The sequence below is a fragment of the Polynucleobacter necessarius genome (assembly GCF_900095185.1).
GTDB lineage: Bacteria > Pseudomonadota > Gammaproteobacteria > Burkholderiales > Burkholderiaceae > Polynucleobacter.
In genome coordinates this window covers 597,771-624,347 of record NZ_LT606948.1, presented here as the reverse complement: position 1 = coordinate 624,347, position 26,577 = coordinate 597,771, and the positions used below count along the sequence as shown (strand labels likewise).

General features: G+C 42.8%; 37 protein-coding genes, 1 tRNA gene, 5 pseudogenes and 2 riboswitches. Of the genes and pseudogenes, 25 read left to right on the top strand and 18 right to left on the bottom strand.

What is annotated here, in order from left to right; translation table 11 throughout:
* The first annotated feature begins 2 nt into the window (after positions 1-2).
* From htpX to DXE31_RS03595, 6 genes are all read left to right on the top strand, one after another.
* On the top strand, positions 3-869 hold the full coding sequence (htpX, locus tag DXE31_RS03630) for a zinc metalloprotease HtpX (RefSeq protein ID WP_114697839.1): 867 nt from the start codon (positions 3-5) through the stop codon (positions 867-869).
* Complete coding sequence (rsmB, locus tag DXE31_RS03625; RefSeq protein ID WP_231969330.1) at positions 844-2,187, top strand: 16S rRNA (cytosine(967)-C(5))-methyltransferase RsmB; 1,344 nt, start codon at positions 844-846, stop codon at positions 2,185-2,187. The genes htpX and rsmB overlap by 26 nt, the downstream gene beginning before the upstream one ends.
* The gene (locus DXE31_RS03620; RefSeq protein ID WP_231969329.1) at positions 2,184-2,765 is read left to right on the top strand and encodes a DUF4390 domain-containing protein; all 582 of its coding nucleotides are present in this window, start codon (positions 2,184-2,186) and stop codon (positions 2,763-2,765) included. The genes rsmB and DXE31_RS03620 overlap by 4 nt, the downstream gene beginning before the upstream one ends.
* Positions 2,762-5,068, top strand: coding sequence for a sensor histidine kinase (locus tag DXE31_RS03615; RefSeq protein WP_114697838.1), 2,307 nt, complete (start codon positions 2,762-2,764; stop codon positions 5,066-5,068). Before DXE31_RS03620 ends, DXE31_RS03615 begins: the two co-directional genes overlap by 4 nt.
* Before the next feature lie 2 nt (positions 5,069-5,070).
* Positions 5,071-5,754, top strand: a complete 684-nt coding sequence (locus DXE31_RS03610) for a response regulator (protein WP_114697837.1) — start codon at positions 5,071-5,073, stop codon at positions 5,752-5,754.
* 1,507 nt (positions 5,755-7,261) lie between these two features.
* A tRNA-Phe gene (locus DXE31_RS03595) sits at positions 7,262-7,337 on the top strand.
* A 69-nt stretch (positions 7,338-7,406) separates the two neighbouring features.
* On the opposite strand, the gene DXE31_RS10215 is transcribed toward DXE31_RS03595, so the two are convergent.
* A complete protein-coding gene (locus tag DXE31_RS10215) occupies positions 7,407-7,748 on the bottom strand; it encodes a hypothetical protein (RefSeq protein ID WP_269460624.1) in 342 nt (113 codons plus the stop codon).
* Positions 7,694-7,858: pseudogene (locus tag DXE31_RS12790) on the bottom strand (glutathione S-transferase N-terminal domain-containing protein); the annotation flags it as partial. The pseudogene DXE31_RS12790 and the gene DXE31_RS10215, both read right to left, overlap by 55 nt.
* Before the next feature lie 371 nt (positions 7,859-8,229).
* Here DXE31_RS12790 and DXE31_RS12050 point away from each other — a divergent pair.
* From DXE31_RS12050 to DXE31_RS03560, 5 genes are all read left to right on the top strand, one after another.
* Positions 8,230-8,358 (top strand): hypothetical protein, encoded by a 129-nt coding sequence (locus DXE31_RS12050; RefSeq protein WP_269460582.1) that lies wholly within the window; start codon positions 8,230-8,232, stop codon positions 8,356-8,358.
* A 15-nt stretch (positions 8,359-8,373) separates the two neighbouring features.
* A complete protein-coding gene (locus DXE31_RS03580; RefSeq protein ID WP_162785531.1) occupies positions 8,374-8,811 on the top strand; it encodes a DinB family protein in 438 nt (145 codons plus the stop codon).
* Between the two features lie 289 nt (positions 8,812-9,100).
* Positions 9,101-9,307, top strand: a complete 207-nt coding sequence (locus DXE31_RS03575) for a hypothetical protein (protein WP_162785530.1) — start codon at positions 9,101-9,103, stop codon at positions 9,305-9,307.
* 183 nt (positions 9,308-9,490) lie between these two features.
* Complete coding sequence (locus DXE31_RS03570; protein WP_114697831.1) at positions 9,491-9,721, top strand: hypothetical protein; 231 nt, start codon at positions 9,491-9,493, stop codon at positions 9,719-9,721.
* A gap of 530 nt (positions 9,722-10,251) precedes the next feature.
* Positions 10,252-10,611, top strand: a complete 360-nt coding sequence (locus tag DXE31_RS03560) for a DMT family protein (protein WP_114697829.1) — start codon at positions 10,252-10,254, stop codon at positions 10,609-10,611.
* Here DXE31_RS03560 and DXE31_RS03555 read toward each other — a convergent pair.
* Complete coding sequence (locus DXE31_RS03555; protein WP_114697828.1) at positions 10,576-11,103, bottom strand: cupin domain-containing protein; 528 nt, start codon at positions 11,101-11,103, stop codon at positions 10,576-10,578. The two genes, DXE31_RS03560 and DXE31_RS03555, sit on opposite strands and share 36 nt — an antisense overlap.
* A gap of 233 nt (positions 11,104-11,336) precedes the next feature.
* Between DXE31_RS03555 and DXE31_RS09725 the strand changes: the two genes are divergently transcribed.
* From DXE31_RS09725 to DXE31_RS03520, 8 genes and pseudogenes are all read left to right on the top strand, one after another.
* On the top strand, positions 11,337-11,477 hold the full coding sequence (locus DXE31_RS09725; protein ID WP_162785529.1) for a hypothetical protein: 141 nt from the start codon (positions 11,337-11,339) through the stop codon (positions 11,475-11,477).
* A 192-nt stretch (positions 11,478-11,669) separates the two neighbouring features.
* A complete protein-coding gene (locus tag DXE31_RS10205; RefSeq protein ID WP_197712133.1) occupies positions 11,670-11,900 on the top strand; it encodes a phosphate-starvation-inducible PsiE family protein in 231 nt (76 codons plus the stop codon).
* Between the two features lie 278 nt (positions 11,901-12,178).
* Positions 12,179-12,637 (top strand): tetratricopeptide repeat protein, encoded by a 459-nt coding sequence (locus DXE31_RS10200; protein ID WP_197712132.1) that lies wholly within the window; start codon positions 12,179-12,181, stop codon positions 12,635-12,637.
* A gap of 258 nt (positions 12,638-12,895) precedes the next feature.
* Complete coding sequence (locus DXE31_RS12365; protein ID WP_331851987.1) at positions 12,896-13,066, top strand: COG4315 family predicted lipoprotein; 171 nt, start codon at positions 12,896-12,898, stop codon at positions 13,064-13,066.
* A gap of 9 nt (positions 13,067-13,075) precedes the next feature.
* Positions 13,076-13,252 (top strand): COG4315 family predicted lipoprotein, encoded by a 177-nt coding sequence (locus tag DXE31_RS12360; RefSeq protein ID WP_331851986.1) that lies wholly within the window; start codon positions 13,076-13,078, stop codon positions 13,250-13,252.
* Between the two features lie 514 nt (positions 13,253-13,766).
* Positions 13,767-14,381, top strand: coding sequence for a DUF6803 family protein (locus tag DXE31_RS03530; RefSeq protein WP_197712131.1), 615 nt, complete (start codon positions 13,767-13,769; stop codon positions 14,379-14,381).
* Between the two features lie 93 nt (positions 14,382-14,474).
* Positions 14,475-14,573 (top strand): annotated as a pseudogene (locus DXE31_RS03525) (haloacid dehalogenase); the annotation flags it as partial.
* Positions 14,574-14,600: 27 nt separating this feature from the next.
* Positions 14,601-14,693: riboswitch (glycine riboswitch) on the top strand.
* Positions 14,694-14,696: 3 nt separating this feature from the next.
* Positions 14,697-14,800: riboswitch (glycine riboswitch) on the top strand.
* A 172-nt stretch (positions 14,801-14,972) separates the two neighbouring features.
* Complete coding sequence (locus tag DXE31_RS03520) at positions 14,973-15,167, top strand: hypothetical protein (protein ID WP_114697826.1); 195 nt, start codon at positions 14,973-14,975, stop codon at positions 15,165-15,167.
* Positions 15,168-15,280: 113 nt separating this feature from the next.
* Here DXE31_RS03520 and DXE31_RS03515 read toward each other — a convergent pair whose 3' ends face one another.
* The 4 genes from DXE31_RS03515 to DXE31_RS10190 form a co-directional block, all read right to left on the bottom strand.
* Positions 15,281-15,709, bottom strand: a complete 429-nt coding sequence (locus DXE31_RS03515; protein ID WP_197712258.1) for a histidine phosphatase family protein — start codon at positions 15,707-15,709, stop codon at positions 15,281-15,283.
* Positions 15,710-15,738: 29 nt separating this feature from the next.
* On the bottom strand, positions 15,739-15,831 hold the full coding sequence (locus DXE31_RS12045) for a histidine phosphatase family protein (RefSeq protein ID WP_197712130.1): 93 nt from the start codon (positions 15,829-15,831) through the stop codon (positions 15,739-15,741).
* A 17-nt stretch (positions 15,832-15,848) separates the two neighbouring features.
* The gene (locus tag DXE31_RS03510; RefSeq protein ID WP_114697825.1) at positions 15,849-16,247 is read right to left on the bottom strand and encodes a GNAT family N-acetyltransferase; all 399 of its coding nucleotides are present in this window, start codon (positions 16,245-16,247) and stop codon (positions 15,849-15,851) included.
* Between the two features lie 278 nt (positions 16,248-16,525).
* Complete coding sequence (locus tag DXE31_RS10190) at positions 16,526-16,756, bottom strand: hypothetical protein (protein ID WP_197712128.1); 231 nt, start codon at positions 16,754-16,756, stop codon at positions 16,526-16,528.
* Positions 16,757-16,833: 77 nt separating this feature from the next.
* On the opposite strand from DXE31_RS10190, the gene DXE31_RS03500 reads away from it, so the two are divergent.
* Together DXE31_RS03500 and DXE31_RS03495 are read left to right on the top strand one after the other, a co-directional pair.
* On the top strand, positions 16,834-17,085 hold the full coding sequence (locus tag DXE31_RS03500) for an EamA family transporter (RefSeq protein ID WP_114697824.1): 252 nt from the start codon (positions 16,834-16,836) through the stop codon (positions 17,083-17,085).
* A gap of 14 nt (positions 17,086-17,099) precedes the next feature.
* Positions 17,100-17,417: a hypothetical protein gene (locus DXE31_RS03495; RefSeq protein WP_114697823.1), complete on the top strand. Its 318-nt coding sequence runs from the start codon at positions 17,100-17,102 to the stop codon at positions 17,415-17,417.
* Positions 17,418-17,629: 212 nt separating this feature from the next.
* Here the strand turns inward: DXE31_RS03495 and DXE31_RS03490 are convergent, their stop codons facing one another.
* On the bottom strand, positions 17,630-17,812 hold the full coding sequence (locus DXE31_RS03490) for a hypothetical protein (protein ID WP_114697822.1): 183 nt from the start codon (positions 17,810-17,812) through the stop codon (positions 17,630-17,632).
* 128 nt (positions 17,813-17,940) lie between these two features.
* On the opposite strand from DXE31_RS03490, the gene DXE31_RS03485 reads away from it, so the two are divergent.
* Positions 17,941-18,177 carry a DUF2798 domain-containing protein gene (locus DXE31_RS03485; RefSeq protein WP_114697821.1) on the top strand — a complete coding sequence of 79 codons (237 nt, stop codon included), beginning with the start codon at positions 17,941-17,943 and terminating at the stop codon, positions 18,175-18,177.
* 257 nt (positions 18,178-18,434) lie between these two features.
* On the opposite strand, the gene DXE31_RS03480 is transcribed toward DXE31_RS03485, so the two are convergent.
* Positions 18,435-20,063 carry a peptide chain release factor 3 gene (locus DXE31_RS03480; protein ID WP_114697820.1) on the bottom strand — a complete coding sequence of 543 codons (1,629 nt, stop codon included), beginning with the start codon at positions 20,061-20,063 and terminating at the stop codon, positions 18,435-18,437.
* Between the two features lie 56 nt (positions 20,064-20,119).
* Positions 20,120-20,857 (bottom strand): pseudouridine synthase, encoded by a 738-nt coding sequence (locus tag DXE31_RS03475; RefSeq protein ID WP_114698638.1) that lies wholly within the window; start codon positions 20,855-20,857, stop codon positions 20,120-20,122.
* Positions 20,858-20,959: 102 nt separating this feature from the next.
* On the opposite strand from DXE31_RS03475, the gene DXE31_RS03470 reads away from it, so the two are divergent.
* Positions 20,960-22,288, top strand: a complete 1,329-nt coding sequence (locus tag DXE31_RS03470) for a dicarboxylate/amino acid:cation symporter (protein WP_114697819.1) — start codon at positions 20,960-20,962, stop codon at positions 22,286-22,288.
* On the opposite strand, the gene DXE31_RS03465 is transcribed toward DXE31_RS03470, so the two are convergent.
* From DXE31_RS03465 to DXE31_RS03455, 3 genes are all read right to left on the bottom strand, one after another.
* Positions 22,289-22,666, bottom strand: coding sequence for a hypothetical protein (locus DXE31_RS03465; RefSeq protein ID WP_162785528.1), 378 nt, complete (start codon positions 22,664-22,666; stop codon positions 22,289-22,291). It lies immediately after the preceding gene.
* A gap of 116 nt (positions 22,667-22,782) precedes the next feature.
* A complete protein-coding gene (locus tag DXE31_RS03460) occupies positions 22,783-23,091 on the bottom strand; it encodes a protein kinase family protein (RefSeq protein ID WP_114697817.1) in 309 nt (102 codons plus the stop codon).
* A 71-nt stretch (positions 23,092-23,162) separates the two neighbouring features.
* The gene (locus tag DXE31_RS03455) at positions 23,163-23,342 is read right to left on the bottom strand and encodes a hypothetical protein (RefSeq protein WP_231969530.1); all 180 of its coding nucleotides are present in this window, start codon (positions 23,340-23,342) and stop codon (positions 23,163-23,165) included.
* Between DXE31_RS03455 and DXE31_RS12040 the strand changes: the two genes are divergently transcribed.
* Positions 23,304-23,438, top strand: coding sequence for a hypothetical protein (locus DXE31_RS12040; protein ID WP_269460581.1), 135 nt, complete (start codon positions 23,304-23,306; stop codon positions 23,436-23,438). The two genes, DXE31_RS03455 and DXE31_RS12040, sit on opposite strands and share 39 nt — an antisense overlap.
* A 175-nt stretch (positions 23,439-23,613) precedes the next feature.
* On the opposite strand, the gene DXE31_RS10185 is transcribed toward DXE31_RS12040, so the two are convergent.
* From DXE31_RS10185 to can, 4 genes and pseudogenes are all read right to left on the bottom strand, one after another.
* Positions 23,614-23,949 carry a hypothetical protein gene (locus DXE31_RS10185; RefSeq protein WP_197712126.1) on the bottom strand — a complete coding sequence of 112 codons (336 nt, stop codon included), beginning with the start codon at positions 23,947-23,949 and terminating at the stop codon, positions 23,614-23,616.
* 295 nt (positions 23,950-24,244) lie between these two features.
* A pseudogene (locus DXE31_RS11095) lies at positions 24,245-24,648 on the bottom strand (LpxL/LpxP family acyltransferase).
* A 269-nt stretch (positions 24,649-24,917) separates the two neighbouring features.
* Complete coding sequence (locus DXE31_RS11090; protein WP_231969326.1) at positions 24,918-25,148, bottom strand: LpxL/LpxP family acyltransferase; 231 nt, start codon at positions 25,146-25,148, stop codon at positions 24,918-24,920.
* A 1-nt stretch (position 25,149) separates the two neighbouring features.
* The gene (can, locus tag DXE31_RS03440) at positions 25,150-25,821 is read right to left on the bottom strand and encodes a carbonate dehydratase (RefSeq protein WP_114697815.1); all 672 of its coding nucleotides are present in this window, start codon (positions 25,819-25,821) and stop codon (positions 25,150-25,152) included.
* 94 nt (positions 25,822-25,915) lie between these two features.
* Here can and DXE31_RS12785 point away from each other — a divergent pair.
* Positions 25,916-26,140, top strand: a pseudogene (locus DXE31_RS12785) (DUF167 domain-containing protein); the annotation flags it as partial.
* 261 nt (positions 26,141-26,401) lie between these two features.
* Here DXE31_RS12785 and DXE31_RS12035 read toward each other — a convergent pair.
* Positions 26,402-26,575, bottom strand: a pseudogene (locus DXE31_RS12035) (aspartyl/asparaginyl beta-hydroxylase domain-containing protein); the annotation flags it as partial.
* Positions 26,576-26,577 lie beyond the last annotated feature (2 nt).

Genomic DNA, 26,577 nt, shown 5'->3' with positions numbered 1-26,577 from the left:
AAATGTTTAATTTCGCAAAGACTGCTGTTTTGATGGCAGCAATTACTGCCTTGTTTATTGTGGTTGGCGGTCTGTTGGGTGGCGAGCAGGGTATGTTGATGGCCCTATTAATCGCTATTGGCATGAACTTCTTTAGCTACTGGTTCTCTGACACCGTGGTGTTAAAGATGACCAACGCACAACAAGTAGATGACAGATCTGCGCCTCAGTTTTATGGTTTAGTTAAGGAGCTCTCAGAAAAAGCAGGCTTACCTATGCCTAAAGTATTCTTAATTGATGAAGATGCGCCCAATGCTTTTGCAACAGGACGAAATCCTGAGAATGCCTCTGTTGCCGCAACCACCGGGATTTTGAGAATTCTCTCAAATAGAGAGTTGCGCGGTGTAATGGCTCATGAGTTAGCACATGTCCGTCATCGTGATATTTTGATATCGACGGTCGCTGCAACTATGGCAGGCGCAATTTCTGCGTTAGCAAACTTCGCGATGTTTTTCGGTGGACGTGATTCGGAAAGTAGACCCAATAACCCGATTGCGAGCTTAATGGTGGCAATTTTGGCCCCGATCGCAGCCAGCTTGATTCAGATGAGTATTTCGCGCGCGCGCGAGTATGAGGCTGATCGTGGGGGTGCAGAAATCAGCGCAGACCCAGAGGCGCTTGCACATGCTTTAGAAAAAATTCATAACTACGCACAAGGTATTCCATTTCAAGCGGTTGAGCAACATCCAGAAACTGCACAGATGATGATTCTCAATCCGCTGAGTGCTGGTGGTCTTGCCCAGCTTTTTTCTACTCATCCGCCTACTGAAGAGCGGGTGGCACGTCTAATGAGTATGGCTAAAAATGGGACGTATCCCGGAGAAAACTAATTTGACTAATCCTAAAACAACCCATAGTCTCCCTCTTTCTGTAGCAATGACAATCGCCGCACAAGCAATTAGCGAAGTAATCCGCGGTAGACCACTCACGGAAGTTTTGGATCAGCTAGAGCCTCATGAGCGCCCGATTGTTCAGAGCCTCAGTTTTGATGCACTCCGTAAATGGACGCGCTCTCACGAGCTGATTAAGCAATTTATTCCTAAGACGCCACCACCAGAAGTGGATCATTTATTAAGCGTTGCAATCGCATTATTTTTACAAGATGGAATAGATGGAAAAGGGTATCCAGCCCATACCATTGTTGATCAGGCTGTGAAGGCTTGTGGCGAGTATGACAAGACCATGTATGCTAAAGGCCTGGTCAATGCTGTATTGCGTAAGGTGAGCATATTGACGAGACCACCAGAGGCTGACACGTCTTACCCTCCAGACCTGATGCCGATGTATGTGCCAGCTTGGTGGCGAGCAAACCTAAAGCGTAATTACCCTAAGGGTTGGCAATCTATTTTGTTTCAGCAGGCTAAGCGCGCACCCTTAATTTTGCGCGTCAATCACAAGCAAAACACGCGTGAGCAATATCAAGCCTTATTATCTGAAGCTGGCATCTCCTCGCAGCCAATTAGCGCATTGGCTGGTATTGACTTACCTCATGCACTTTTATTGCCCGAAGCAGTTCCTGTATATGATCTACCAGGTTTTTATACGGGCGCCGTTTCGGTACAAGATGTCGGTGCTCAGCTTGCAGCAGTCTTATTAAATCCACAGTATGGAGATTTAGTACTAGATGCTTGTGCCGCTCCTGGTGGAAAAACGGCTCACATGCTAGAGCTTGCAGATTCTTATATGCGGGCCCTAGAGCTTGATGGAGACCGCATTGGAAAAATTAGTGGCAATTTGGATCGCTTACGCTTACATTCTTATAAGGTACAAGTATTGCGAGGCGATGCATCAAAATCGGCGTGGTGGGATGGAGTTCTTTTCGACAAGATTCTGTTAGATGCACCTTGTTCAGCTTCTGGAATAGTAGCTAGACATCCCGATATCCCCTTTTTAAGACGCGAAGCAGATATTCAGTCTCTTCAACAAAGGCAGCGCGCTTTATTGACGCAGGCATGGAGAATGCTTAAATCAGGCGGCAATCTTTTATATGTCACTTGCTCTGTTTTTCCAGAGGAGGGAGAGGATCAAGCACTTTGGTTGGCTGAGCAGCACCCCGATGCGGTACGATTAGGCGCACCGGGGCAGCTTTTGCCTGGCGAGCTAAATGATGGGTTTTATTACGCCTTGTTTAAGAAAAATGGGCCATGAGTCAAAGAATTAAACAACTCACTTTCTTGTTTTTTATGGTGCTGGGATTATTCTCGAGCGCTGTTAGTGCAGAAGGAATCAAGATCAAATCCTTTGAGCTAGAGAGGGTGGATAACGATTGGTTACTGAATGCCACCTTTCAGATTGAACTTTCCCCCGGCCTAGAGGATGCGGTTCAGAAGGGCGTAGTTTTATATTTTCAAACTGAGTTTGATTTAACTAGATCGCGTTGGTACTGGTTTGATGAGAAGCTTGCCGTTGTTCAAAGGCAAACTCGTTTGTCATATCAACCGCTGACGCAGCAGTACCGAATAGCCTCAGAAGGATTTACTTTCTCTGCAAAATCGATGTCTGAGGCATTACAGGCAGTAGGCAGTATTGGTGGATGGCGAGTAATAGATGGCGCTCAACTTGACTCGAACAAGTCCTATATAGCAAGCATGCGCATGTCGCTCGATCTTAATAAGTTGCCAAAACCTTTTCAGGTAAACGCTCTCAATAATCGCGATTGGAGTGTTTCGAGCGATTGGTATCGATTCCCATTTTCATCAAATGGCCCCAACCTCATTAAGCGATGAGACCAGTACAAGCGCTATTAGACGGTAGTTGTTTTACTTCAAAGATTTGGGGTAAAAAAGTAATTCCCATCACGATCGGGATAATTGGGATATTTGCTTTGCTACTTTTGGTTTTATTGGCAATCGCATCATCCAACACCGAATTTTTTGATAATTACTTTATTTGGTTGTATGCCGCAAATGTAGTGATTGGTATTTGTCTTACTTTGGTTATTTTGATTCTCATCGCAGTGATTGCGGTACGCTGGTATCGAGGTCACTTTGGTACCCGCCTGATTGCAAAGCTGGCCATGATCTTTGCTCTAGTCGGCATTGTTCCAGGCTTGATTTTGTATGGAGTTTCCTTACAGTTCGTCTCTCGCAGTATTGAAACTTGGTTTGATGTAAAAGTTGAGTCAGCCTTGAACTCAGGCCTAGAGCTAGGACGAGTAACTTTGCGAGTTGCTCAGGAAGAGATTTTGGGTGAAGGCAACTATATTGCCGAGCAGATAGTGCGGATGCCCTCTGGCACTTCGACAGAGCAGGTGGCTACGGCGGTTATGAAGATGCGCAATCAATTTGGGATTCAAGAGGTTAGCCTTTTTAATATACGGCGCAATTTAATATTCACTAGTGAGTTAAAAGCTAAAAAATATCTTCCTGCGTCTCCAGTTGATGTAGTTGATGATGCATTTAAAAAGAAGGGGGTCGCCTTTTTAGATCAAATTGAGATGGAAGACGGACAGCGAGGCTATCGAATCAGAGCGATAGTTCCCGTGGTTCGAAAAAAACCAATCCATAGCAAATTAGATTCAGGAAAAGAAGCTGAGGATAAGTATTTCTTGCAGCTGGTGCGCTATATTCCAACTCCATTGGCTAAAAATATTTTTGCAGTGGAATCTGCTTGCAGTGAGTATCAAGAGAAAGCACTGGGGCGAACAGGTTTACGCAAGATGTTTGTTGGCACCTTGACCCTTACTCTTTTCTTCGCAGTATTTGTGGCAATTACTTTGGCTCTTTTGTTGGGTCGACAGCTAGCACGCCCCCTGTTGATGCTTTTGAGGGGTACACAAGCGGTAGCACAAGGTGATCTATCTCCTAAACCTGAGTTGGATACAGGCGATGAGCTCGGAATGCTTACAAGGCAATTTAATGTGATGACAAGACAGTTGGCCGATACCCGCACTTCTTTGCAGGAGTCCAAAGCATTTCTAGAGCGCGTATTGGGCAGTCTAACTGCAGGCGTCTGCATTTTTGATAAAAACTATAACGTTGTATCTAGCAATCCTGGTGCAGACCGAATCTTTGGCCAAGATCTTACGCAATTAGATGGCAAACCACTGAGTAGTAGCCCAGCATTGATTGAATTTGAGCAGGCCTTCCAGGAAGGTTTTGCTACCATGAAGCTCGCAGTACTTAGTGAGGGCGGAACAGAACAAAATACACCGACTAATGCTCCGGTATGGCAAAAACAGATCCAGCTGCACAGTACAAATGAATTCGATAATGAATTAGGCGTTACATTATTTGTGCGCGGTACCGAGTTGACTGGTGACCTACGAATGATTGTATTTGATGATATTACTGATGTGGTGAGCGCACAAAGATCTATTGCCTGGAGCGAGGTTGCGAGACGCCTTGCGCATGAGATTAAAAATCCTCTGACACCAATTCAGCTATCAGCCGAAAGATTGCAACACAAGCTTGCAGGTAAGTTGAGTCTAGAGCAAGAGGAAATGATTAATCGCAGCACGGAAACCATCATTGGTCAGGTGCAGGCCATGAAAAAAATGGTGAATGACTTTAGGGATTTTGCGAAGACGCCTACGCCACAACTAAAGCCAGTTTCGATCAATACGCTGACTACAGAAATTTTGGGTCTTTATGATGGAAGCTCTTTGCGTACTCAGTTAGATCCGCATTGCCCAAATATTATGGGTGACCCCACTCAAATCAGGCAGGTTATTCATAATTTGTTACAAAATGCTCAAGACACCACTCTTGAGGGAAGTCATCCTACTAGCCCAGTAGAGGTTAAAACTGAGCTGGTGCCGTATGGTGAGCATAATGGCATAGCGCAAAATGCGGTGCGATTAACAATAAGTGATTGCGGCATTGGATTTCCAGTTAAGATATTGGCAAGAGCATTTGAACCTTACATAACAACCAAGAGTAAGGGCACTGGGCTTGGTTTGGCGGTTGTGAAAAAAATTATTGATGACCACTCTGCCAAAATTGAAATCCGCAATCGGATGCGGGGTGAGGAGGTGATTGGTGCGCAAGTGTCAATATTGTTTATGAAACTAGCAAAAGAGGCAATCTAAGCATGGCTAGTATTTTGGTTGTTGATGATGAGATGGGAATTCGTGAGCTTCTCAATGAGATTCTGACGGATGAGGGCCATACCGTGTATTCCGCAGAAAGCGCGGAACAGGCACGAACTATTCGTGAGCAAATGCGCCCCGATCTAGTATTGCTAGACATTTGGATGCCCGATACAGATGGCATTACCTTGTTAAAGGAGTGGTCTAATTCTGGTCAACTCACTATGCCTGTTGTGATGATGTCAGGTCATGCAACGATTGATACTGCAGTTGAGGCCACTCGTATTGGCGCCTTAAACTTTTTAGAAAAGCCGATTGCTTTACAAAAGCTTTTGAAGACAGTTACCAAGGCTTTAGAGATATCGCCTAAATATGTTGAACTGGAACAAGAGCGCGCAGTTCAATCTAACGTAAGCACATTGGCCGCACCAAAGCAGGCTGTTACTGAATCGGTTCCCACCCCTCTTGAGGGTGAATTCATTAGTGGAATTGCTAAGACCTACTTTGATCTTCCCTTAAGAGAAGCAAGGGACTTATTTGAAAAAGCGTACTTTGAACATCAGATGCAAAGTATGGGTGGGAGCATGACCAAAATTTCTAAGTACACAGGCTTAGAGCGTACCCATTTGTATCGTAAGCTTAAGGCACTCGGAATCGACACTTCGCGTAACAAAGGCGAAAGCTAGCCGAGTAAAAGAAATGGATGTGGCAAAATGAGTCATGCTCTAAGTCACTTCGTTTCTTACGAAACAATCTTAGGAGTTATCAATGCAATCCAAATATCTAATACAAAAAGTTGTATGAGATATTTCATTAATCGGATTGTCTTGTCTAGCCTATGCAGCTTGTAATCATCTCGCGCATCAGCTTTTGCTCATCCTGGAAAAGGCAGCTGTCATAGTGGATACTACTCATCGGGTAACAGTTGAGTGGCTAACTGACCTTATCCACTTGTACACAATAATGCCACAGCATTACCTTCCCCGCAAAGTAATTTCCTAATATATTCGTAGAGCTTTCTTCGGCTTTAGCACTATAAATTTGTTTGAAATGCATGCGGAGATAATTGTTCCGAACTGTTTAGATTCTTCGTCACATAATGCACGGTTTATTTTTTCCAAAAACAACTGAGAATCTTTGATTTTTCTGTCTATCCAAAGCATTTTTCTAAATGTATTCCATACGAATTCAGTCTTTGCCGTTTCGTTCACTTGTATTTGAGAGGCCTCAGATTCGTTTGATAGCGTAGTTACAAATGGAAAAATTACAAAACCTTTCAATTTATTTTCCGAAATCAATTGTCGTAAATATACGTCATATGGAATATCTAAAGAATTTTTTTCGTCAATAAAGTGAAAAATTTTCTCTAAAGAGTTTGGGTTCAAAATATAAGAAGTTGCTCCAGCAAATATATCACTTGCTAAGTCTAATCTTTTAGATTAATTGCTTTTACATAAATTTTTTCTTCACTCCATACATTCAATCATTGTGGTTGGCCAGGGAACACAAATAGCTGTAAACAATATATCCCACTCAAATTTATTACTAATCTTTATAAAGTTATCCCAAATTTCACAAGTACTTTTTCCAATTACTGTGTCATCATCCATGAGTAATATAGGCTCAGTAGCATTTAAATTTTGTTTAATAACAAATTTATGGCTCAGAAAACAAGCTTTCTCATTGCTTCTTAGGTTTCCCAGGATCTTGTTGCTCTCAACGTACTCAATCTTGAAGTTACGGTTTGTGGCTTTTTCTAAATTGATGTAAAAGCATTTCATTGACATTCCGTTTCAGGCCTGTTTATTTGCCGTGATAATTACTATAAGCATGCTGTAATGTCTTGCAAGCACTTTATAACCCTCACGTTTGTTTATCTACCTAGATGGCGAATTCTTCACGCTACGTTCTGTCGGCCTCAATGTGGGATAGGCGTGAAACAAGGCTTGTGTTGATTGTGCCGGGTGATGGGGTGCAAACGGAAAATTAATTTTTATAGCTGAGCGTCATAAGAGTGTAAGGACAATACTTTTTATCAGCTTTGAAGGCTATTAGGATGGGGATTAAGTAATGGCCTGGCAATTAAAGCCGGTCAAAATGGGCATATTAGAAAAGCTAATAACAATTAGGCGGAGCGTGCTGAAGGACGCTTTTTGTGACCTCAAGACAGTTGCATTTATAATCTTCTTTCTTGGCCTGGTAGCTCAGTCGGTAGAGCAGAGGATTGAAAATCCTTGTGTCGGTGGTTCGATTCCGCCCCGGGCCACCAAGAAACACTAAAACCACCTTCGGGTGGTTTTTTATTTGCCTAATTTTCGACAGGCCTTTTAAAAGCCATTCATTCTTGAATCGCTGGATATTGCCAATGGTGGGCGACATAAGTTTTTAATGACTCCGGGACTGGATCGCCATTAAAAATTAAGCGATGGAGCATTAAAGCAAGATCAACATGAGCGATTGTCCCAGACCAAAATACGTTAGCTCTTTTATCGCTCAATAGCAGGTCGGCAATTTTGATTAATTTCTCTGAGGCCACTTTTCCTGATTGCGTAAGCCCTGAGGCAGTTGGTTTATAGAAGATAACTTCAGTCGGTCGGTCTTGTCGCAAAGTCAGCAAGTCGCTTCTCAACCACGCTTGTATTTGAGAGCTTTGGCTAGATCTCGAATGCTTTTTGGATATAGATTGGGGGCGGGCTGTAGATCTTCTAAATGCTCAACAATTGCCGAAGATTCTGAAATTGAAAAATTACTATCTACCAATGTGGGCGCTCTGCTTGTCGTTGAGGCTTGAAAAAAGTCATCAGTGAGGTTCTGTTAAATAGCCAGATCAATAGTTTCTAATTCAATATTCACCCCCTTAACTCTGAGGGCTACGAATGCCGACATCGCATAGGGTGAAACGAATTTCGAATCAACAAAAAGGCGCATATATCCCCACTTATTTGTATGAATAATTTAACAGTATTGGGGAACATGTGAGTAGAGTCAGACATCCTCAGGCCCTGGTCGATTTCGCCTCGGGCCAACAATAAATCAGTAAATGTGCTTAAATTGTTATGAGTTCTATATTAATGTAAGTAGTATTGATGATATTTATCGCTATGTTTTTGTTTTGGCTTTCCTTGTTTCTTAGAGAAAAGATTTTTTCTGGAAGCCTTTGTGTGGCTCTGCAACTCATGCTTATTGGATGGATGTCAGCTGCTATTTGGGCTGTATCAGCTCTAAATGCCGATCACGTTGATAAGCGTCATGACAAATTGATTGAGGCAATTAATAAGCGGGAAAAGTGAACAGACTACCTGCGTTTGGGGGCCATTGCTACTTTGCCACCTGACGAGGTGGCTAAACAGCGTGCTGCTGCATTTGGGGGAATGTCATTCGCTTTGGCTCAAATTGTCATTGTTGACCAAATATGGCGAGCTCATTTACTTGGAATAGATCACGGATTTAAGTCTCGTACTACTGAGTCGCCAGATTCTCTAGTGTTGCTGACGCATAAGTTAAATCAAATAGGCGGTTGGTATAGTCAGTATGCCGACACTATGAGTGAGTCACTGCTCAATGAAAAGATTCAATTTTGCTTCGTTGATGGTGGGGCTGGTGAAATGACAAGAGGCGACATTCTGATTCATGTCTTCAATCACAAAGTGCTTCATCGCGGCCATATAAGGGATATGTTTTACCAGTCTGGCTATAGGCCTCCATCAATAGATCTGCCGGTATACATAAGAGACTTTTCATGAAGCTGAAGTTGGATAGCGCGCCCCTTCTGTCCTGGTCGATTCCGCCACCGGCCGGGCCAGCAAGAAATATTAAAAACCACCTCTGAGTATTTTTTAATATGTGGCCTGATGTATGAGCTTGGCTGTCTTGTTTATTGTTCTTATTTTGAAAATAGTTAAACTACTTTCAACATAGAGCACAGATATAAGCCGGCTTACTTGGAGACTGATAAATATGTCAGCATTGCGTTCCTTTGATAAAAAGTCCTTTCATAGAAAGTGGGCTCTCGGAATTTCCATAACATACATCTTGATCGCCATATTAGTTATCTACATTATTCAGGGTGAGAAAAACATTTCAAATAGAAACCATGCTTTAAGGATGAGTCCTGATGTTGTGGAGTCTGGTAACACGCCTCCGGATCCTCTGCCAATTAACAACGCAGACTTTAAGTCTGTTAATGTTGGAATTTACTTAGATGGAATAGAAACCTTTTCTATCAAAGATTTTTACTAGACCCCAACTTTTTATCTTTGGTTTCGCTGGAAGGGCGAAAAGTCCCTTAACCCTGGAAAATATTTCAGAATTGTTGACGGAAAAATTGAAAAACAAGCTCTTTAAGATAGTTACTTTGCTCCCGATGGTACCAATTACGAGCTTTATAAGGTAGTTGCCCGAATTACTAAAGTTTTTAATACAATGCGAGTCCCTTTGGATGACCATATGCTCAATATTGATATTGAGGACTCAACAAATGATGTCAGGCATATGCGCTATATCGCCGATCCAGCGTCTGGTATCAGCTCTCGCGTAAAGATTTCAGGTTATGACATTATTGGTATGAGCGCGGTAGTTAAGCCACATACTTATAAAACAAGCGCTGGAGACCCTAAAGTTGCGGAGGGCAAACGTACTACATATAGTGAATAGAACTATGCAATGATAATTAAGCGCAATAGTGTCGGTGTTTATTTACAACTGTTTATTGGGCTTTATGCCGGTGTATTACTTACCTTCTGTAGTTTTTATATTCACCTATCTGAGACCGGATCGCGCTATGCTTTTCCATCAGCATCATATTTTGGTGTGGTAGCAAATGCTTATATGACTCACTCTTTATTGCTCTCCTCCGGGTATTTTGGATGGGCAGATTTGTGGTGACTGCAATAGGTTTATTTACCATCACCATGTGCGTGCTTGCATCATTAATTTCGGTTTATTGTTATCAGCAGACAAAAGATTCAGACTTTCCCTTGAGGCTTGACAAGGCATCTTTCAGATATATTGGAGTTGGGTTTATAGCAGTCAATATTCTTTTGCCAGTTTGTGCTTTTTATTAAGATAGCTCAAGGTTTGAGCGCTCTCAGATCCGTGTCAATTCAGCCCTGGGCCATTTATAAATACCAAAACCGCCTTCGGGTGGTTTTTTATTTTTTTTGGTAAGTTGTTAGTCTTGATCAATGATCACCCTCTCTAAACTCGTTGACCCACGCTCTTTTATTGGTCGTTTGATGCTTTGTAATATCTTTATGACATTTGCTTGGTATGCCCATCTGAAGAATGTATCATCTAATCCTTGGTGGATTGCCGTATTCGCAAGTTGGGTAATTACATTATTTGAATATGCTTTTCAGGTTCCAGCCAATCGCATTGGATTTCAATACTTTTCCTTGGGTCAGTTAAAGAGTACGCAAGAAGTAATCACACTGAGTGTATTTGTGCCATTCGCTGTTTTTTATATGGGCGAATCATTTAAGACGGATTACATGTGGGCCGGCCTCTGCTTATTGGGCGTAGTGTATTCTATGTTTAGAGGCTAGGCTATGTCCTTGTGAAGGCTTGAATAATTTGAGTGTTCTCGTCCGAGCCCCAAATTCTTTTATGAGTTCTTCACGCTTTGCAATTTCAAAGTCATCAAATTCGAACCCCGGGGCTACTGCACAGCTGACTAAGCAGAGGTCATTTGCACTTAGTGGCTTTGCGGCAAACCAAGTTCGAGCAGGAATCGTGACCTGTAAATTCTTTGATGCCGTGCCAATTGGCATAGTGCGCAGCAATTTATTTTTATCAAAAAAATAAATAAGAACATCACACCCAAGGTGAAAGCACCAGGTTTCATCGGATGTAATACGATGCCAAGCCGAAAAATCTTTTCCCGAAAGAAGATAGTAAATACTGGTGTTGGCACTTGTATTGCTAGCGCCCAACAAATCCTCAATCCTTGTTTTCGATCGATACATTTCTTGGTAGAAGCCTCCCTCTGGGTGTGGCTCAAGATCCAGGGTGGCGATGATAGAGTGAATGTCTTGCATGAGGGCGCTTTATTCTTTGCGTGTTAATTGGCTTGAATCTATTCTATAGATTCAAGAAGATTTCGCATACTTGGTTCTGGTCAATTTGGATGCTGCCGCGAAGAAACATAAACACTATATTCATATGATCTTTCTATTAATGACCTTTTAAAGAATAAATCAATTAGCCCTCTCCAGGCCACTCAAGCGCTAAATAAATAGACACTTCAGTGGCTATTCGATAGCCCGGGATAATGCAAAACAATCCAGGGCAACCCAATGAAAATCTTGCCGAAGAATATAAGCGGACTCAGGCCGGACGAGCCTTAGAGGAAGAGCTTCTTGAGGATCATGAGCATCAAGGGACGTATCGCAACGATCAATCATTGTTATAAGCCGTCTTAAGTGAGGGGGCAACAAGTTGAATGCAAAAATTAAAAGGTCAATATATGAACGTTAAAAATATGATTGGCCTAGTCGAAAAATGATTTCTAATCATCATTGCAATTTTTACTATTGCAGCTATGGGACAAGAAATTCATTCCCTGATGAGCAATCGTCGCGTTGAGTTATAAGACCTTTTGCTGATGTTTATTTATGCTGAGGTGCTTGGAATGCTGGCAGCATTTTATGCCAGTCATCGTATTCCAATAACAATACCTTTATTTATTGCAATGACTGCAATGAGTAGATTGATTATCCTTCAGGGCAAAAATGGAAACCCCTCGATACTGCTCTATGAGAGCGGAGCTATTATTTTGATTGCGGGAGCTTGCTGGATTATTAGTCGCATTAATATGGCTAAAGAGCATGAATGATGTTTCAGTTGAGGCGGTGCTGAGTTGACTTGAAATAATAAAACGCCTAGAAAGTTTTTATTTGTCTCACTTGAGCATAAACTGAATGCTCAGTAGATAAAAAATGATTCATATAAAGATAGTCAAATGAAACAATACTTCCAGCAGTTCTGCTGTTCCTTTTAACCATTGCTACATCATATGCAGCAGATGTGGTTCCACCCACGTTAGCGCCAGCATGACTCACAGAAGCGAGAGTCAGCATTAAAGATAAAAAATATGATCAAGCAATACAGCAATTGCGGTCCGTTAATGAAACTAACTCTGCTGATTGGAATAATTTGTTTGGATACTGTCCGCGTAAAAAACAGCCCCCTGACTTGGCTGGTGCGGAAAAATATTATCAAGCTGCGCTGAAAATAGACCCAGATTATCGTGGTGCTCTCGAGTATTACGGAGAGCTTAAGTTAATGAATAATGATTTGCCAGGGGCTGAGGCGTTATTAGCAAGACTCGATAAAGCATGTTTCTTTTGGTGCGAAGAATACTCAGATTTAAAAGAGGTTATACAAAAATATAAATCCAGAAAGCAGGGTTTGAGTGCCCTGGCTTTATTGATTTCGCTCCTCAGTTCTAACGAGGAAGAAGCCGCCTGTGGGTGTTTTTATTTATCTCGCAGCTTATACGGACTTTGGATAGAATTCATCCATGACAAATCTAAACCAGCCCCCAACAGACTTGCCAATTCCTCAAGATGATAGTTCAACCAATCATTTGCGCGGAATGACACTGCCCAATGTTTCTGTAAAAGCTACCAATGGCCAGACTATCAATTTTGGTGGTATCAAAGGTAAATTGGTAATCTATTGTTACCCCATGACGGGGCAGTCCAATGTTGTACTTCCCGATGGGCTGGGATCAAATTCCGGGAGCAAGAGGCTGTACCCCTCAGAGCTGTTCTTTTAGAGATCACTTTCAAGAGCTTTAAGCATTGAGTGCTCAGGTTGTGGGTTTGAGTGTACAAACTACCGATTCTCAAAAAGAGATGGCAGAAAGACTGCGTCTGCTGTTCCTGGTCTAATGACGGTGTTGTAGCTGGAAACAATAATATGACTCTTTATATGTTCAGCAAAGATGTGGCTGGATCAGGAAAGTCAGTTTGTAATGGCATGTGCGGAACGAATTAGCCCTCCTTATTGGTTGATGGTAATCCTGCTGTCTCTAGTGGCTACTCAATCATCACGCGCGATGATGGCAAAAAGCAATTGGCCTTCAATGGCATGCCTTTATATTTTTCTGCCAAAGACACAAAACCAGGCGATAAGACTGGAGACGGTCGCTCAGATGGTGCTTGGCAGATTATTAAGATGTAACTTAAGCAAGTTTTAAAAACTCTGAATTACAAAAAACATGAAAACTACCTTCGGGTGGTTTTTCTTGATGGCGCTACCTCTTAGAGCGACAAATCTAGTAAACGGGCATAGAATGCAATAATAAGAAGCATGTGTATCGCCCTATGTTTTAGTTTGTTTACCAGCTGGATTCATGCTGGTGGCTTGCCTGTGTCTATTAATGTCTTGACACAGGCCCATGCAGGCCAGGTAGCTCAGCATGATTGCCATACAAAAAGTGATGTAAATGTTGAGACGTCACCACAATCAACTAACCATCACACACACCGCCAATGTTGTTTGGGCTTTGTGGCTGACTTATCTACAGGCCACAATACATACAACCAGATTTCTCAAACCACTTTATTTCTCAGGTGCTTCAACTCATTATTGAGGCAATTCCAAGTTTTATCTTTAAGCCTCCAAGACAGATTAGTTAATACGCATTAACTAATTTTTGTGGCTTCCAGCCACTGCAATTTTTTGGAGAAATCTCATGAGAATGACTCACTACATGGAGTTGCTGGCTGTCAACCAGTCTTGGAACTTAATTATTTTTATGGCCATTCCAGTAATCTTGGGTGAGACTTTGGCTATTACAGAGTTATATATGCTGTTCACCCGCAAGTTTGATGGGGCTGTGTATTACCTTAATCGCTTTGCTGGAATTGCTGTAGGCATTTACTTTATTGGCATCATTTATTACATCATCACCAATGCTGTCATTCCAATTGCTAAAGCAGGTGCATGGAGAACAGTAATTGACATTATTGCTGTTAGCACATATGTAAGCGCTGGATTACCTTTGATTTGGATTGCTCTTCAAGAGTTAGGTCTGGTGAATAAAGCACTAGATCACATGGGCAAGCTAAAAATTCATGCGATCTGTGTTGCTTTGTTCTTAGTCTTTGGACATATCGCCATGATTGCTGGCATGGTCGATCCAAGTATTCTTGGTTATAAGGTGGCAAATAATCATCAAATGAACGGTGTAAAAGATGATGTGCATTGCGATCCCGTGATGCATCAACAAATGATGGTGGATCATCAGAAGATGTATCAACAAATGAAGCAAAATATGCCAATGAATAATCAGAGCCACACCCACTGATAAATTAGCTCGCTTTCGGGCGGTCTAATTTAGTTTCTAACTCTTCAGAGTATTGTTTTAAACATCGATAGAATTTCATAAACCGGAGACAGTATGTATAAGCTCATAGCATTCGATGCCTATGGAACATTGTTTGATGTGCATTCAATGGGAGAATTGGCAGAAGAGCTATTTCCAGGTCATGGGCAAGCATTTGATGCAGTGTGTCCCGGGCTATAATTTTCTCAAGCAGGAGAGTGAGATAAATTTCTCCACCGAAGGCGCACAAACTCCCATGAACGCTCAGGTATCCACCAGGAAGGTGCTGCTTATCCTAAATAGTCATCTGGAGAGTCACAATTTTCATGGTGCACCGAAGGAGCAAGCCCTCAGCAGAGCTTAGGGTGAATTTCTCAGGGCTCAGGGCCAGGGGGAGCAGCATCCCATCAGCATGGTCTATTCATGTCAAGGATGGGCTGCTTTAGGAGAGTCACGATGCAAATTCCAATTCAATAGCCTGCTCGCTTTTAATTACCGTTCACGCGGTTTCAATTCAATGCTGTATTCCAGAATGAGTATTCATTTTTGGCACCAACTAATGAAGGTAAATGTATGACTAATCAATTTGTTGAAGAGGCTCCATATCACCCTGGCTACGAAGACGCTGCATTTAAGAGTTCAGTCTCTCCTTTGTCTGCTGAGATCGACAGTTTTAGAAAAAGTAACTCGCGTTATTTAGACTTTGCTGATGTAGTTGTAGATTTTTGTATTTCAGAGCAAAATAAATTGCAGACAGTCAGAACATAAACCACCTTCTGGTAGGTTATTGTTTTGGTCCGTATTTTGTTGAGGCACTCAAGATCTAAATTATCAAGAGCTAGCACGTTCAAATGGCTAGTATCAGCCCACCCATCGACCTTTCATCCAAGCCCATCATGACTGATCCAGTTGAGAGAGGCATTGAGAACTGCAACAGCCTTTTCGGCATCCCAGGCTTGATTGCTGGCAATTCTGTACATCATATCTAATGCACCACCATGGCTGACAAGCAAGATGGTTTTGCCAATATGTTGTTTGCGGATTTGCTCGAGAACGATTTTGATGCAATCTGCAAATTGCTGCATGCTTTCTCCATTACGCAAATTTTCATCTAGATTGCTGTTGAGATGCGATTTCCAAAGTTCAGGCTCTTGCTTGGGAGTCTCATCCATGGTAAGTCCTTGTAGCATGCCAAGATGGCGTTCTCTTAGTGCGGCGTTTTGGATAGCATCAGTTTCAAATACCCGCTCGATTGCTTCAGCAGTTTTTGCTACTCGTTGAAGATCGATGTGTTTGAGAGCCCGAGCCATTTGGATAGCTTGTGCATATCCACGAGTACTTAAATCAATATCGCGGTATGACCGCGTAGGCGACGCGCAGCATTCCAGTCGGTTTCTCCATGGCGAACCAAGCAAAATCGAGTGATATTCATAGTGCAATCATAAAGATTTAATTGCTTTTCAGAACCCATGCACGAGGGTTGTGTTCAAAGCCAATGTGCGCATAGTCTTCGTTCGCTTTAGGCGCTGCTAGTAGAATAATCATGCATTCGGGGCCGAGGCGAATTTTGGTTTCTTCAATAAGGCGTTTACCAATACCTGGGCGTTGATAGATTTCATCAACTGCTAAGTCTGCAAGACGGGCTACATAGGAAAAGTCAGTTAATGATCGGGAAATGCCAACTAAGTGCTCTCCATCCCAAGCGGTTATGACGAGGTTAGCATTCTGGAGCATGGCCTTAAAAGTTTGTAGGCTATGAATAGGGCGTCGTTCACCTAGTGTAGGGCGCTTGTAAAGATCGATTGCTTGTTCTGCTGTAATAACAGTGTTATCGCGATACTCAATCATGAGATTTTTTCATCCCCCAAAATGAGTGTGTCATCAATAGCAAGCACTCCGGAACCGAGAACTTTTGCTCTAAGATCGCCGCGCCCCTCAAAAACTTCCATAAAGCTTGGCCTATTCAGAAGCTGTGCAGGTCTTTCGCAGGGGGTACAAAGCTCTGTCCCTAGCAGGTTAATACTTCCTAGCCAAACTTGCTGACCCACTAAAAAGTATTGAGTTGATTGGCTGTAATTCCACTTAACACGACATTTCGACGTGTTTCGCTCCCATCGAAAGTGGGCTCACCCCCTTGCTTGAAGCCACTCATTTGCCACTTCAATGCCCGATAATGCAATCAGGGTGCTATGACGCACCTTACTTGGCTCGACCGCTGAATATTTGCCTGTTCCCAAGGCAAATCTATCACCCTCAATTCCAGAGGCCACGGTGACCTTGGCCTTACCTATCGGTTGCTTGACTACATCTGCAAGGTGTGCAAGATAAATTGCGTGAATTTGAACGTTGGTTTTCATGGGGTTGCAGATATATTACAGCCCCACATTAGTGTTGTGGTTAATACAATTAATCCAATAATACAACAAGGGCAATAGTGAATAAAGAAAGCAAAGAAATGCTAATTGGCTTGATAGGAATTCTGATCTTTAGCCTAACGTTACCAGTAAGTAAGATAGCCGTTTTAAGCTTCAATCCCTATGTCATTGCATTTGGCAGAGCCTTTCTGGCTGGCGTAGTTGCACTAGCCTATCTTGTTGATAAAAAAGAACCCGCCCCCTCAAAAGTCGATTTTGTGAAATATATAGTGATTGCCTTGGACGTGGTTTTTGGTTTCTATCTGTATTAGGGGCGGGTTTCGTAGTGTTATATGCGCTTTTAAAGAGCTCAGGAAACTTTACTTATATAGATGGTCTTCTGGTATTGGGTGGTATTAGCGCTTGTATTGGATATGTAGAAGGCGGCGAACTTTCTAGAAGGATGAATCCTCGCACCGTCATGTCATGGACGTTAATTATTTCCCTGCCGTTTAATGTGGCGATGACTTGGTTAACCTACAACTCTGAATATATTGATGCAGGCGCAGTTGCATGGACTAGTTTTATCTACTTGCGCTTCTTCCCAATGTTTCTGGGATTTTTTTGGTATGAGGGTCTTGCAATGGGGGTATTGCTCGAGTGAGTCAAGTCCAGCTTATCCAACCCTTTTGCACACTAGTTGCAGCCAGCATTTTATTGGGCGACTCACTCACATTAAGGAACTTAATGTGTGCAGTCTTGGTTGTTTCAACGGTGATGCTTGGGAGCAGAATGTTAATAAAAAGAAATTAATAGCCCTCTGAATAAATTTTGTTGAAGCAGGAAAATCAAAAGCCCCGTTTAAGGGGTTTTGTATTATTTTGTAATGATTTGACGATTATTAAGAGCTCGTAAAATTTTCCTTCTGTCTTTTGGTTTGGTGCTTGCTTCCAATAATTTGGTTAACTGAGCTGAATTAAGCGGTCCTAAGCGTGCCTTTCCTGTTTTGGTGAGCATGGAGTCATTTTTTCTGGTTCTTTGATTTTGGCCTACAGCCATGGAATTTCCTAGAGTTATGGAGTGATGGGCCCCTCAGAATGGCTGAAAGGGCTCACCTATCTCGGGTGCACAATAGTGATCATAATTCAGAATAACAGTTAACAGGCTCGGGGAGCTATGATGTGATCATGATGAATCTACCAAATCTTATATTTGCCCTTGTAATGGGCCTTCTCATGTCATTGAGTATTACATTAGCCATCACATTAGTTCGTGTTGGTCTCAAAGAAAATTTTCTCTGGGTATGGCTTGAAGTTTGGATGGTGGCCTATCCGGTCGCGATTATTTGTATTTTGCTTTATAGGCCGTTTGCCACCAAAATCACCTTAAAAATTCTGAAATCTTTGGAATTAAAACAAGATTAAAGTACATAAGAGAGATTTAACAATGAGGACATTAATGCAATCTTCTCTGCTAGGAAGAAGATGTGCATTCTTTTTTGGTGCTTGTGCGGCCCTATATACCGATGCCTCAGACCCTCATCATGTTACTATTTTAAATAGTAGTGGTGAATCGATTGAACAGTTAACCATAAAGGCAAGCTCGTATTGTGAGCAATACGGTAAAGCACCTTCTTTTAAAGGTAGTGATTGTTGTATTGGATTGCAAGCCGATACGCTAATTAACCTGATAGATCAGACTGATAAATCAAGCTTGCATGCTCTCGTAGTGCATGGAATTGGATTGATTGCCAGCGTTGTTGTGTAACAACAAGCTCTGATTTATGTGAGGCTAAAAATACTGAGGCTCCAACAACATCTTCTGCCATACGGTGAATGTTTTCTTGAATAAATTTCTTCAGGGCTATAGAATCATCTGCGCTAACCCAGCGAGCTAGGTTATAGCGTGCTGGCAAAAGCCTGACTTCTGCGCCATATTCCGTCTGGAGTCGATGGCTAACTACCTCAAATTGCAGTTGTCCAAATGCACCTAACAGCATGGTACCCCCCGCCATTGGCCTAAAGACCTGAATAGCACCCTCTTCACCAAGTTGCATGAGTCCAGTGCGCAATTGTTTTGAGCGCAATGGATCGGCAGATTCAACCATACGAAAAATTTCTGGGGCAAAGAAAGGTAAGCCGGTAAATTGCAACTGCTCGCCTTCGGTAAGTGTGTCCCCTAAACGCAGCAAGCCATGATTAGGTAAGCCAATGATATCGCCCGGAAACGCCTCATCTAAAATATCACGACGTTGCGATAAGAAGGAGAGCGCATTATTGGTGCGAACCTCTTTATTATTGCGGCAAATGTTTAATTTCATGCCGCGTTGAAAGCGTCCAGAGCATATGCGCAAAAATGCGACACGGTCACGATGTGCTGGATCCATGTTGGCTTGTATTTTAAAAATTACTGCAGAGAATTTGTTTTCCGCAGGACTAACTTCCCGCTGTAATGCTTTTCGTGAACCCGGCGATGGCGCCAGTTCAACTAATGTATTCAGAATCTCGCGTACGCCAAAATTATTAATCGCAGAGCCAAAGAAGACGGGTGATTGATGTCCTGCTAGAAAAGCGTCTAAGTCAAAAGCAGGCATGGCCTCTTGGATTAATTCAACTTCGGCTAAGGCGTTTTCAAGATCGGCGCCAAGACGCTTTTTTGGAGCTGGATCATTGATATCCATTACCGCATGTGAGTCTTCAGTGACACGGTCTTCACCCGCTTTGAACATCCGCATGCGAGAGTTGGCAATATCAATTACTCCAGCAAAAGATTTGCCCATCCCAACTGGCCAAGTGAAAGGAACCACTTCAATACCAAGGGCAGTTTCAATTTCATCCATTAATTCCATGGGAGGCTTGACTTCGCGATCCATTTTATTAATAAAGGTAACGATAGGTGTATGTCGAGCGCGACAAACCTCGAGCAAACGCAAGGTTTGCGATTCGACACCGTTTGCTGCATCAATCACCATGAGGGCTGAATCAACCGCAGTTAATACCCGATAAGTATCTTCAGCAAAATCTTGGTGGCCTGGTGTATCTAATAGATTAATGATGCAATCGCGATATTCCATTTGCATTACAGAACTTGCTACAGAAATGCCGCGCTGCTTCTCAATTTCCATCCAGTCGGATGTAGCATGACGACTTGCTTTACGTGCCTTGACACTTCCTGCAATTTGAATGGCGCCTGCATAAAGTAATAATTTTTCAGTGAGCGTAGTTTTGCCGGCATCTGGGTGAGAGATGATAGCAAAGCTGCGACGTCTTAAGACTTCTGCGCCCGGGGAGCTGGAGGTGGGGGTTTCGATGGTAATTTTGCGTTGATTAATCTAGGACTGGACGAAATTATAAGCGGGTGGGGCGTCTAGAATTGCTCTTCCGGCCTGACATAACGCCACTGGCCTGCTGGAAGCGGACCTAGAGAGATTCGTCCCATTCTGACCCTTTTAAGTCCTAATACTTTAAGTCCAACCATTTCACACATTCGCCGAATTTGACGTTTGCGCCCTTCGCGTAAAACGAAGCGAAGTTGATCTGCATTCTGCCAGCTAACTTGAGCTGGTTTAAGTACCACTCCGTCAAGCGACAGACCGTGTCTTAGACGATCTAACTCTTCAAATGAAAGCCTTCCTTCAACACGTACTAAGTATTCTTTCTCAATCGGACTGTTTTCACCAATCAATAATTTAGCCATACGTCCATCTTGGGTGAGTACCAGCATACCTGTAGAGTCTATATCCAGTCTTCCCGCAGGGGCCAGTCCTTTCGTATGAAAACGAGGACTCCTGCCTTTATCTAGAGGACTGGCGAAGTAGTTTTCTGGAGTAATTAAGGATGCCGCAGGTTGATACTCTTGCTCATCGTCATAGTGGGAAATATATCCCACAGGTTTATTGAGGATGACGGTAATGCGGGAGGCTTGTTGTGCTCTAGCACCAGACTGCAACTCAATTTTCTGATGGCGATATGCCCGAACACCTAATTCATTTACTACTTCTCCAGCTACCGTCACTAGGCCCTGTTCAATATATGAATCAGCCTCACGACGTGAGCAAAGTCCAAGCTCAGAGAGTAGTTTTGAGACACGTACCTTTTCTTCCATGCTCACATTATCCGTGATCAAAGAGTTTTTATTGAGTCGATGTACCATCTCATTAAAGCAATCGCGTTTTTGCTCGCTCATTAGTTGATAAAGGACGCCCAAATGACGACTACATTAAAAAAACCACCATTCTATAAAATTCTTTATTTTCAAGTACTTGCAGCTGTTGTTCTAGGAGTTTTATTGGGGAACTTCTATCCCTCTATAGGGGTTGATATGAAACCCCTTGGAGATGCTTTTATTAAAGGCATCAAGATGTTGATTGCACCAATCATCTTCTGTACGGTAGTGGTAGGTATTGCCGGGATGGAGGATATGAAGAAGGTTGGAAAAACAGGCGGATTGGCGCTTGTGTATTTTGAGGTGGTGAGTTCACTTGCTCTGATAGTCGGTCTAATAGTGGTGAATGTTTTGCAACCTGGCGCAGGAATGAATATCGATCCTGCTAGTTTGGATACCAAAGGCATTAACGCTTATACAGGCCCTGGAAAGATGGCTAGCACCACTGAGTTTTTGCTCAATATTATCCCCAACACTGCGATAGATGCCTTCGCAAAAGGCGAGATATTACAAGTGCTATTTATTGCGGTGCTATTTGGTTTTGTATTGCATAAATTTGGAGGCAGGGGAACATTGGTTTTTGATTTAATCGAGAAATTTTCCCATGTGCTTTTTGACATCATCGGAATCATCATGAAGTTTGCCCCGCTGGGAGCATTTGGTGCCATGGCATTCACGATTGGTAAGTATGGCGTTGGTTCATTATTTTCTTTAGGAAAGTTAATGGGGGCGTTTTATATCACTTGCCTACTTTTTGTATTTATTGTGCTAGGTTTAATTGCCCGCTTTAACGGATTTAGTATTTTTAAATTTGTCCGCTACATTAAAGAAGAGTTATTAATTGTTTTAGGAACCTCATCATCCGAATCTGTTTTGCCACACATGATGGAAAAAATGGAGCTTTTGGGTGCCAAGAAAAGCTGCGTGGGGCTAGTAATACCAACGGGTTATTCATTCAACCTGGATGGAACGTCTATTTACCTAACCATGGCCGCAGTATTTATTGCTCAAGCAACAGATACCCCAATGACCATTACGCAGCAGATCACGCTTTTGTTGGTTTTACTTTTGACATCTAAAGGTGCTGCAGGTATTACTGGTAGCGGATTCATTGTTCTTGCCGCAACCCTATCTGCGGTGGGTCATGTTCCTGTTGCGGGGCTTGCCATCATTCTGGGTATCGATCGCTTTATGTCTGAGGCGCGAGCATTAACCAACTTAGTTGGTAATGGTGTTGCCACGATAGTGGTGGCGCGATGGACTGGAGAGTTAGATCAAAAACAATTAACGAGGGTTCTCAATAAAGATAATTTGATGGAAGCCCGGGAACCAGAAATCTTGCTAGATCAAAAACAGGATAAGATGCGTTAACTACGTTCTGACAATATGTTGCTCACTGCAGGGAGCCTCTTCAACAATCTTGGTCATCGAGGTGCTCCAGGGCGTGACTTTATTGGAAAGCTTGTGTGAGGCTCCACTCAAAATAAGTGACGTATCATTATCTTTTGCGAATTCAAAAATTCTAGTGGCGGGGTCGAGAGCCTCTAGTACGTGATAAGAAATTCTTTCAGGTAGCAGCTTTAACGGTTTGGCCCATTCCATGACTTGCACTAAATGGCCGCGCACAATGCCGCTCGCCGTTTCATTTTCCTGGCTACCCTTAAACGTAGGGGTACTGCTTATCGTGCTTAAGCAGGCAAGTCGACTTTCAGGGTAGGCATGTAAAAGATTCTTGGCAGTAACTTGCATACGCCCCTCATAAGTCTTCATCAGATTGGCGCGTCTCAATTGCAGTAATCATGAGCGGCGCATCAAAGTGACCCATGTTTGGGCGTAGGCATGTTTAAGGCTGCAGGCTATGAGCCTTAACTATGAGCCTTAAACATGCCTTTGAGATTTTGCCAACAGCTCAGCGGCTCAATACGGTCAGCCCGTTCTGTGTGAGGGCTACCCCCTCCCTCTGGATCGCGTAATACTTGTCGTAAGCGTGCAGCACTTTGATAACGAGCTGCAGCTCGAGGCCATAAACAGCGGAGCACAACTTCTTGCAACCATCGTTGGATTTCTCTGCGAATGGCGCGCGGAGGAAGGGGTTTAGCCCACATTCTTCTGCGTAAACCACTCATTGTTTGAGGATTACCATAGGGCAACTCACCAGTGAGAAATGCGTACATTATTTTGCGGCAATGGAATAAATATCGCTGCGTGAGTCAGATCGAATGCCGGCTACTTGTTCGGGAGAAATCTAGGGCGCAGAACCTACGCCCTTGCGCATTTCTTCTGCAAGTAAATCCGGGTATCGAGCATGATGCGATAAGCCAAAATTACCCTTATCGTCGATCAAAATATTTTCTGGGTTGATGTCCAGATGAATGGCATTTTGTGAGTGCAACGACTGTACGGCTTGTGCAAGATCTGCGCCAATACGAACGACTTCATCGATCGTACATTGCTTACCCTCTTTAATGAGCGTAAGATTGTGAGTGCAGTTTCAAAGCCAATCAAACTCTCTACCGGCTGATCTTTGCCCACACGCGGTATCTTCAGCAGAATGGGAGCATTAACACCTTCTTTCGTTGCTGAAAAAAGACTGGCCATACCGCCGCGATGAACTTCTTTTCCTCAGACAAAACCATCTACTACTTTACCTTCGTGGAATATATTGTCTAGGGCTTCGATATCAGAATTGATCGCCATTAATTCTTATTTGGCCAATCTTCTGGAAGTCCAGCGCGTCGCACTTTCTCTGCGGCAGTGAAGTGGTCGTAGGGTACGCGATGAAATGTGAGCATTTCAGATCCCGGTTCAAAAATAGCAAAGCATGCTTCTGGATTGCCATCTCTTGGTTGCCAAAGAGGGTCTACCACGCCGACCCGCTGATGATGTTGTAGTACTGGAATTTCATCGCCAGGATGTGGCGTAAAGCGAATTAATTTACCAACAGCACTTTGAGAAAACAGGGCTTGCTCATGAGCAAGGCCTACGAAGGTATAACTTTTTCCAGAGCTTTGGACGCATCGCCATGCACTCATGCTATTGGTAATGTAATTCTAGTCGGCAGGATTGTACGCAGATGAATGGACAAAGCAAATTTTTTTCTTCCTGAATCATTGGCGGTAGATTTTGTAGGAACTCTAAATGATCATGATTTAACTGAGATTTAGTCCACTCAATGGCAGCATTAGCTGCTAGCATTCATTTGACTGCGACTATTTTTAAAAAAAGCCTCATCATGATTGCCGAGTATGGTAATCGCCTTTTTTCTCCACTAGATCGGCGAAGAGCCCAATGCGTTCAGTCATCCCTCAATAATAGGGTAAAAGACCTTTATATAGAAGGGTTATAGGGGCTAGGAGCGCTATCGGGTCGATTTTTGAAACACTTATGAACCCAGGAGGACTCTGTCGGTCGCAGTCGAATTTCTTGCTCAAAATATTGATTTAAGCGCGCTGTATCTGATTTTGGATCAGACCCAGGAAAGTTCTCTAAAGGTTTCTCAATTTCGCCAAGATACCCCGATTCATCTGACTTCAGAGTGGTTGTCATGAGGCATACGTCTGCACCCGTAATCTTTGCTAAACGAGAAATCGTGGTGATAGTGTTGGTTTGAATTCTAAAAAAGGAACAAACTCAGACTCTTTGAGTCCCAAATCAATGTCAGCGGCGATGATGATGAAATCACCATTACCCATTTCACGAATAATCTCCTTTGTATTGCCCTGTCGATCAATAGAATTTCCGCCAAAGCGATTGCGCCACTCAACAATTTTTTATTGAAAAAAGGATTTTTTATTCTTTGAAACAACCCTGAAGTACGCGGCCAATGTTTTTCTTTGGAGAGGAGGGCGCTCAATATAATGCTGCTCTCAATGCTGGTGAAGTGCATATTGACCAAGATTCGAGGTGTTTTACTCGAGAGGTCAACAGCAGATTTCACCTCAATCACTTTGCTTAATTGATGTGAACTACCACACAAAATGATGCTTGTTTCAACAAGACTTCAACCTAGTAACCTCCAGTGCTGTTTGCTTAGAGAGTCAATTTCATCTGGGTTGAATTTAGGAAAGCATAAGTGCAGATTTGTCTTAACTACTCGATTTCTATCACTCGGAATGCGGGCAGCAATAAATCCCAGGCCATAGCCAATAGCGACTACTAATAACTCATAGGGCAAAATCGCTAGGAGTCGAAGTAGAACAACGCCAGCTTGATTAGAAATGGTTTGTAGCAAACTAGTTGTGCTCTGATTCGTAACGCTTAGTTGACTTTGCATAGCGTTCAGTCATTTCCTCGATCGAGCTACACGACATTCCTAAGTCATTTACTAAACCAGTGTCTAGTCCGTATGCCCAACCATGCACTGTTAGCTCTTGTCCCCGGGACCATGCATCTTGCACGATGGTTGTTTCGCAAACATTGACAACTTGCTCAATCACGTTGAGCTCGCATAAACGATCTTGTCGTTTAGCGGTAGGGAGTAATTCGCCCAAATATCGTTCATGTTTTTGGTGAACATCTTTAACATGGCGTAACCAGTTATCGGCGAGCCCCACGCGTTTATCTGCGAGAGCTGCATGCACGCCAGAGCAGCCGTAGTGACCTACAACTAATATATGTTTCACCTTTAAAAGGTCAATTGCAAATTGTATGACGGACAAGCAATTTAAGTCTGTATGAACTACTACGTTAGCAACATTTCGATGAACGAATAGCTCGCCGGGCAATAAATTCACAATGTCATTTGCTGGAACGCGACTGTCAGAGCAGCCTATCCAAAGATATTCAGGGGCTTGTTGAGAAACTAAGCGCTTAAAGAAGTCGGCATCTTTAGAAACCATACTTTCGGCCCATGTCCGATTGTTGGTAAATAGTTGTTCAAGGGCTTGAGAATTATTCGTTGTCATGGTTGCAGTTTAAAGTACTTTGATGACGCCTATTTGGGTAACAAAAACTCCTCATGGAACCATTCTCAATTTGCATTGCTAGCCGGGTGCAAAACTAACCAAAGTTGTTGGACTGCATGACGGCTGTTTAAAGAGTTCCCTGCAAGCCCAAGCTCTTGAAAACAAGGCTAATGAACTTTTGTTGACCTGGCTTTCCAAGCAATTAAGAGTGCCGCAGAAGCAAATTCAATTCGTATCTGGACAAAATAGCCGCAAGAAGCGAGTGGAAATATGGGGCACTATTAGTCCGGAGCACATTGTTCAGTTATTGATTCCGTGAGGGGTCAGTCTATCAAAAAATGGCCCACAAAATCCCTAGAATAAGAACCCATTTACCAATGTAATATATGGAGCGATGTTTTGCCTTTAACTTTTTAGCTTGAGCGCGTAGCTGGTAAAACTAGGTAAACAGAATATTAACAAAACCAATTTTTTCACCTTCAACGTTTTGAGATGTTGCTGCGCTCATCACATATCGCGCAAACCGGCGATTAAAGAGCTGCACTACTTTTGTGTATACAGGACGCTCGACATCGAAAAATCAAATGATTCTTTGTTGATCAGTTTCATTAGCGGCATAGTGAATGTAGGTTTCATCAAATATGACCGCCTCACCATCTTTCCAAAAGTAGCGCTCATTATCAACATCAATAAAGCATTTGGGATTGTTTGGCGTGAATAGGCCGATGTGATATCGCAGAGATCCCGCATACGGAT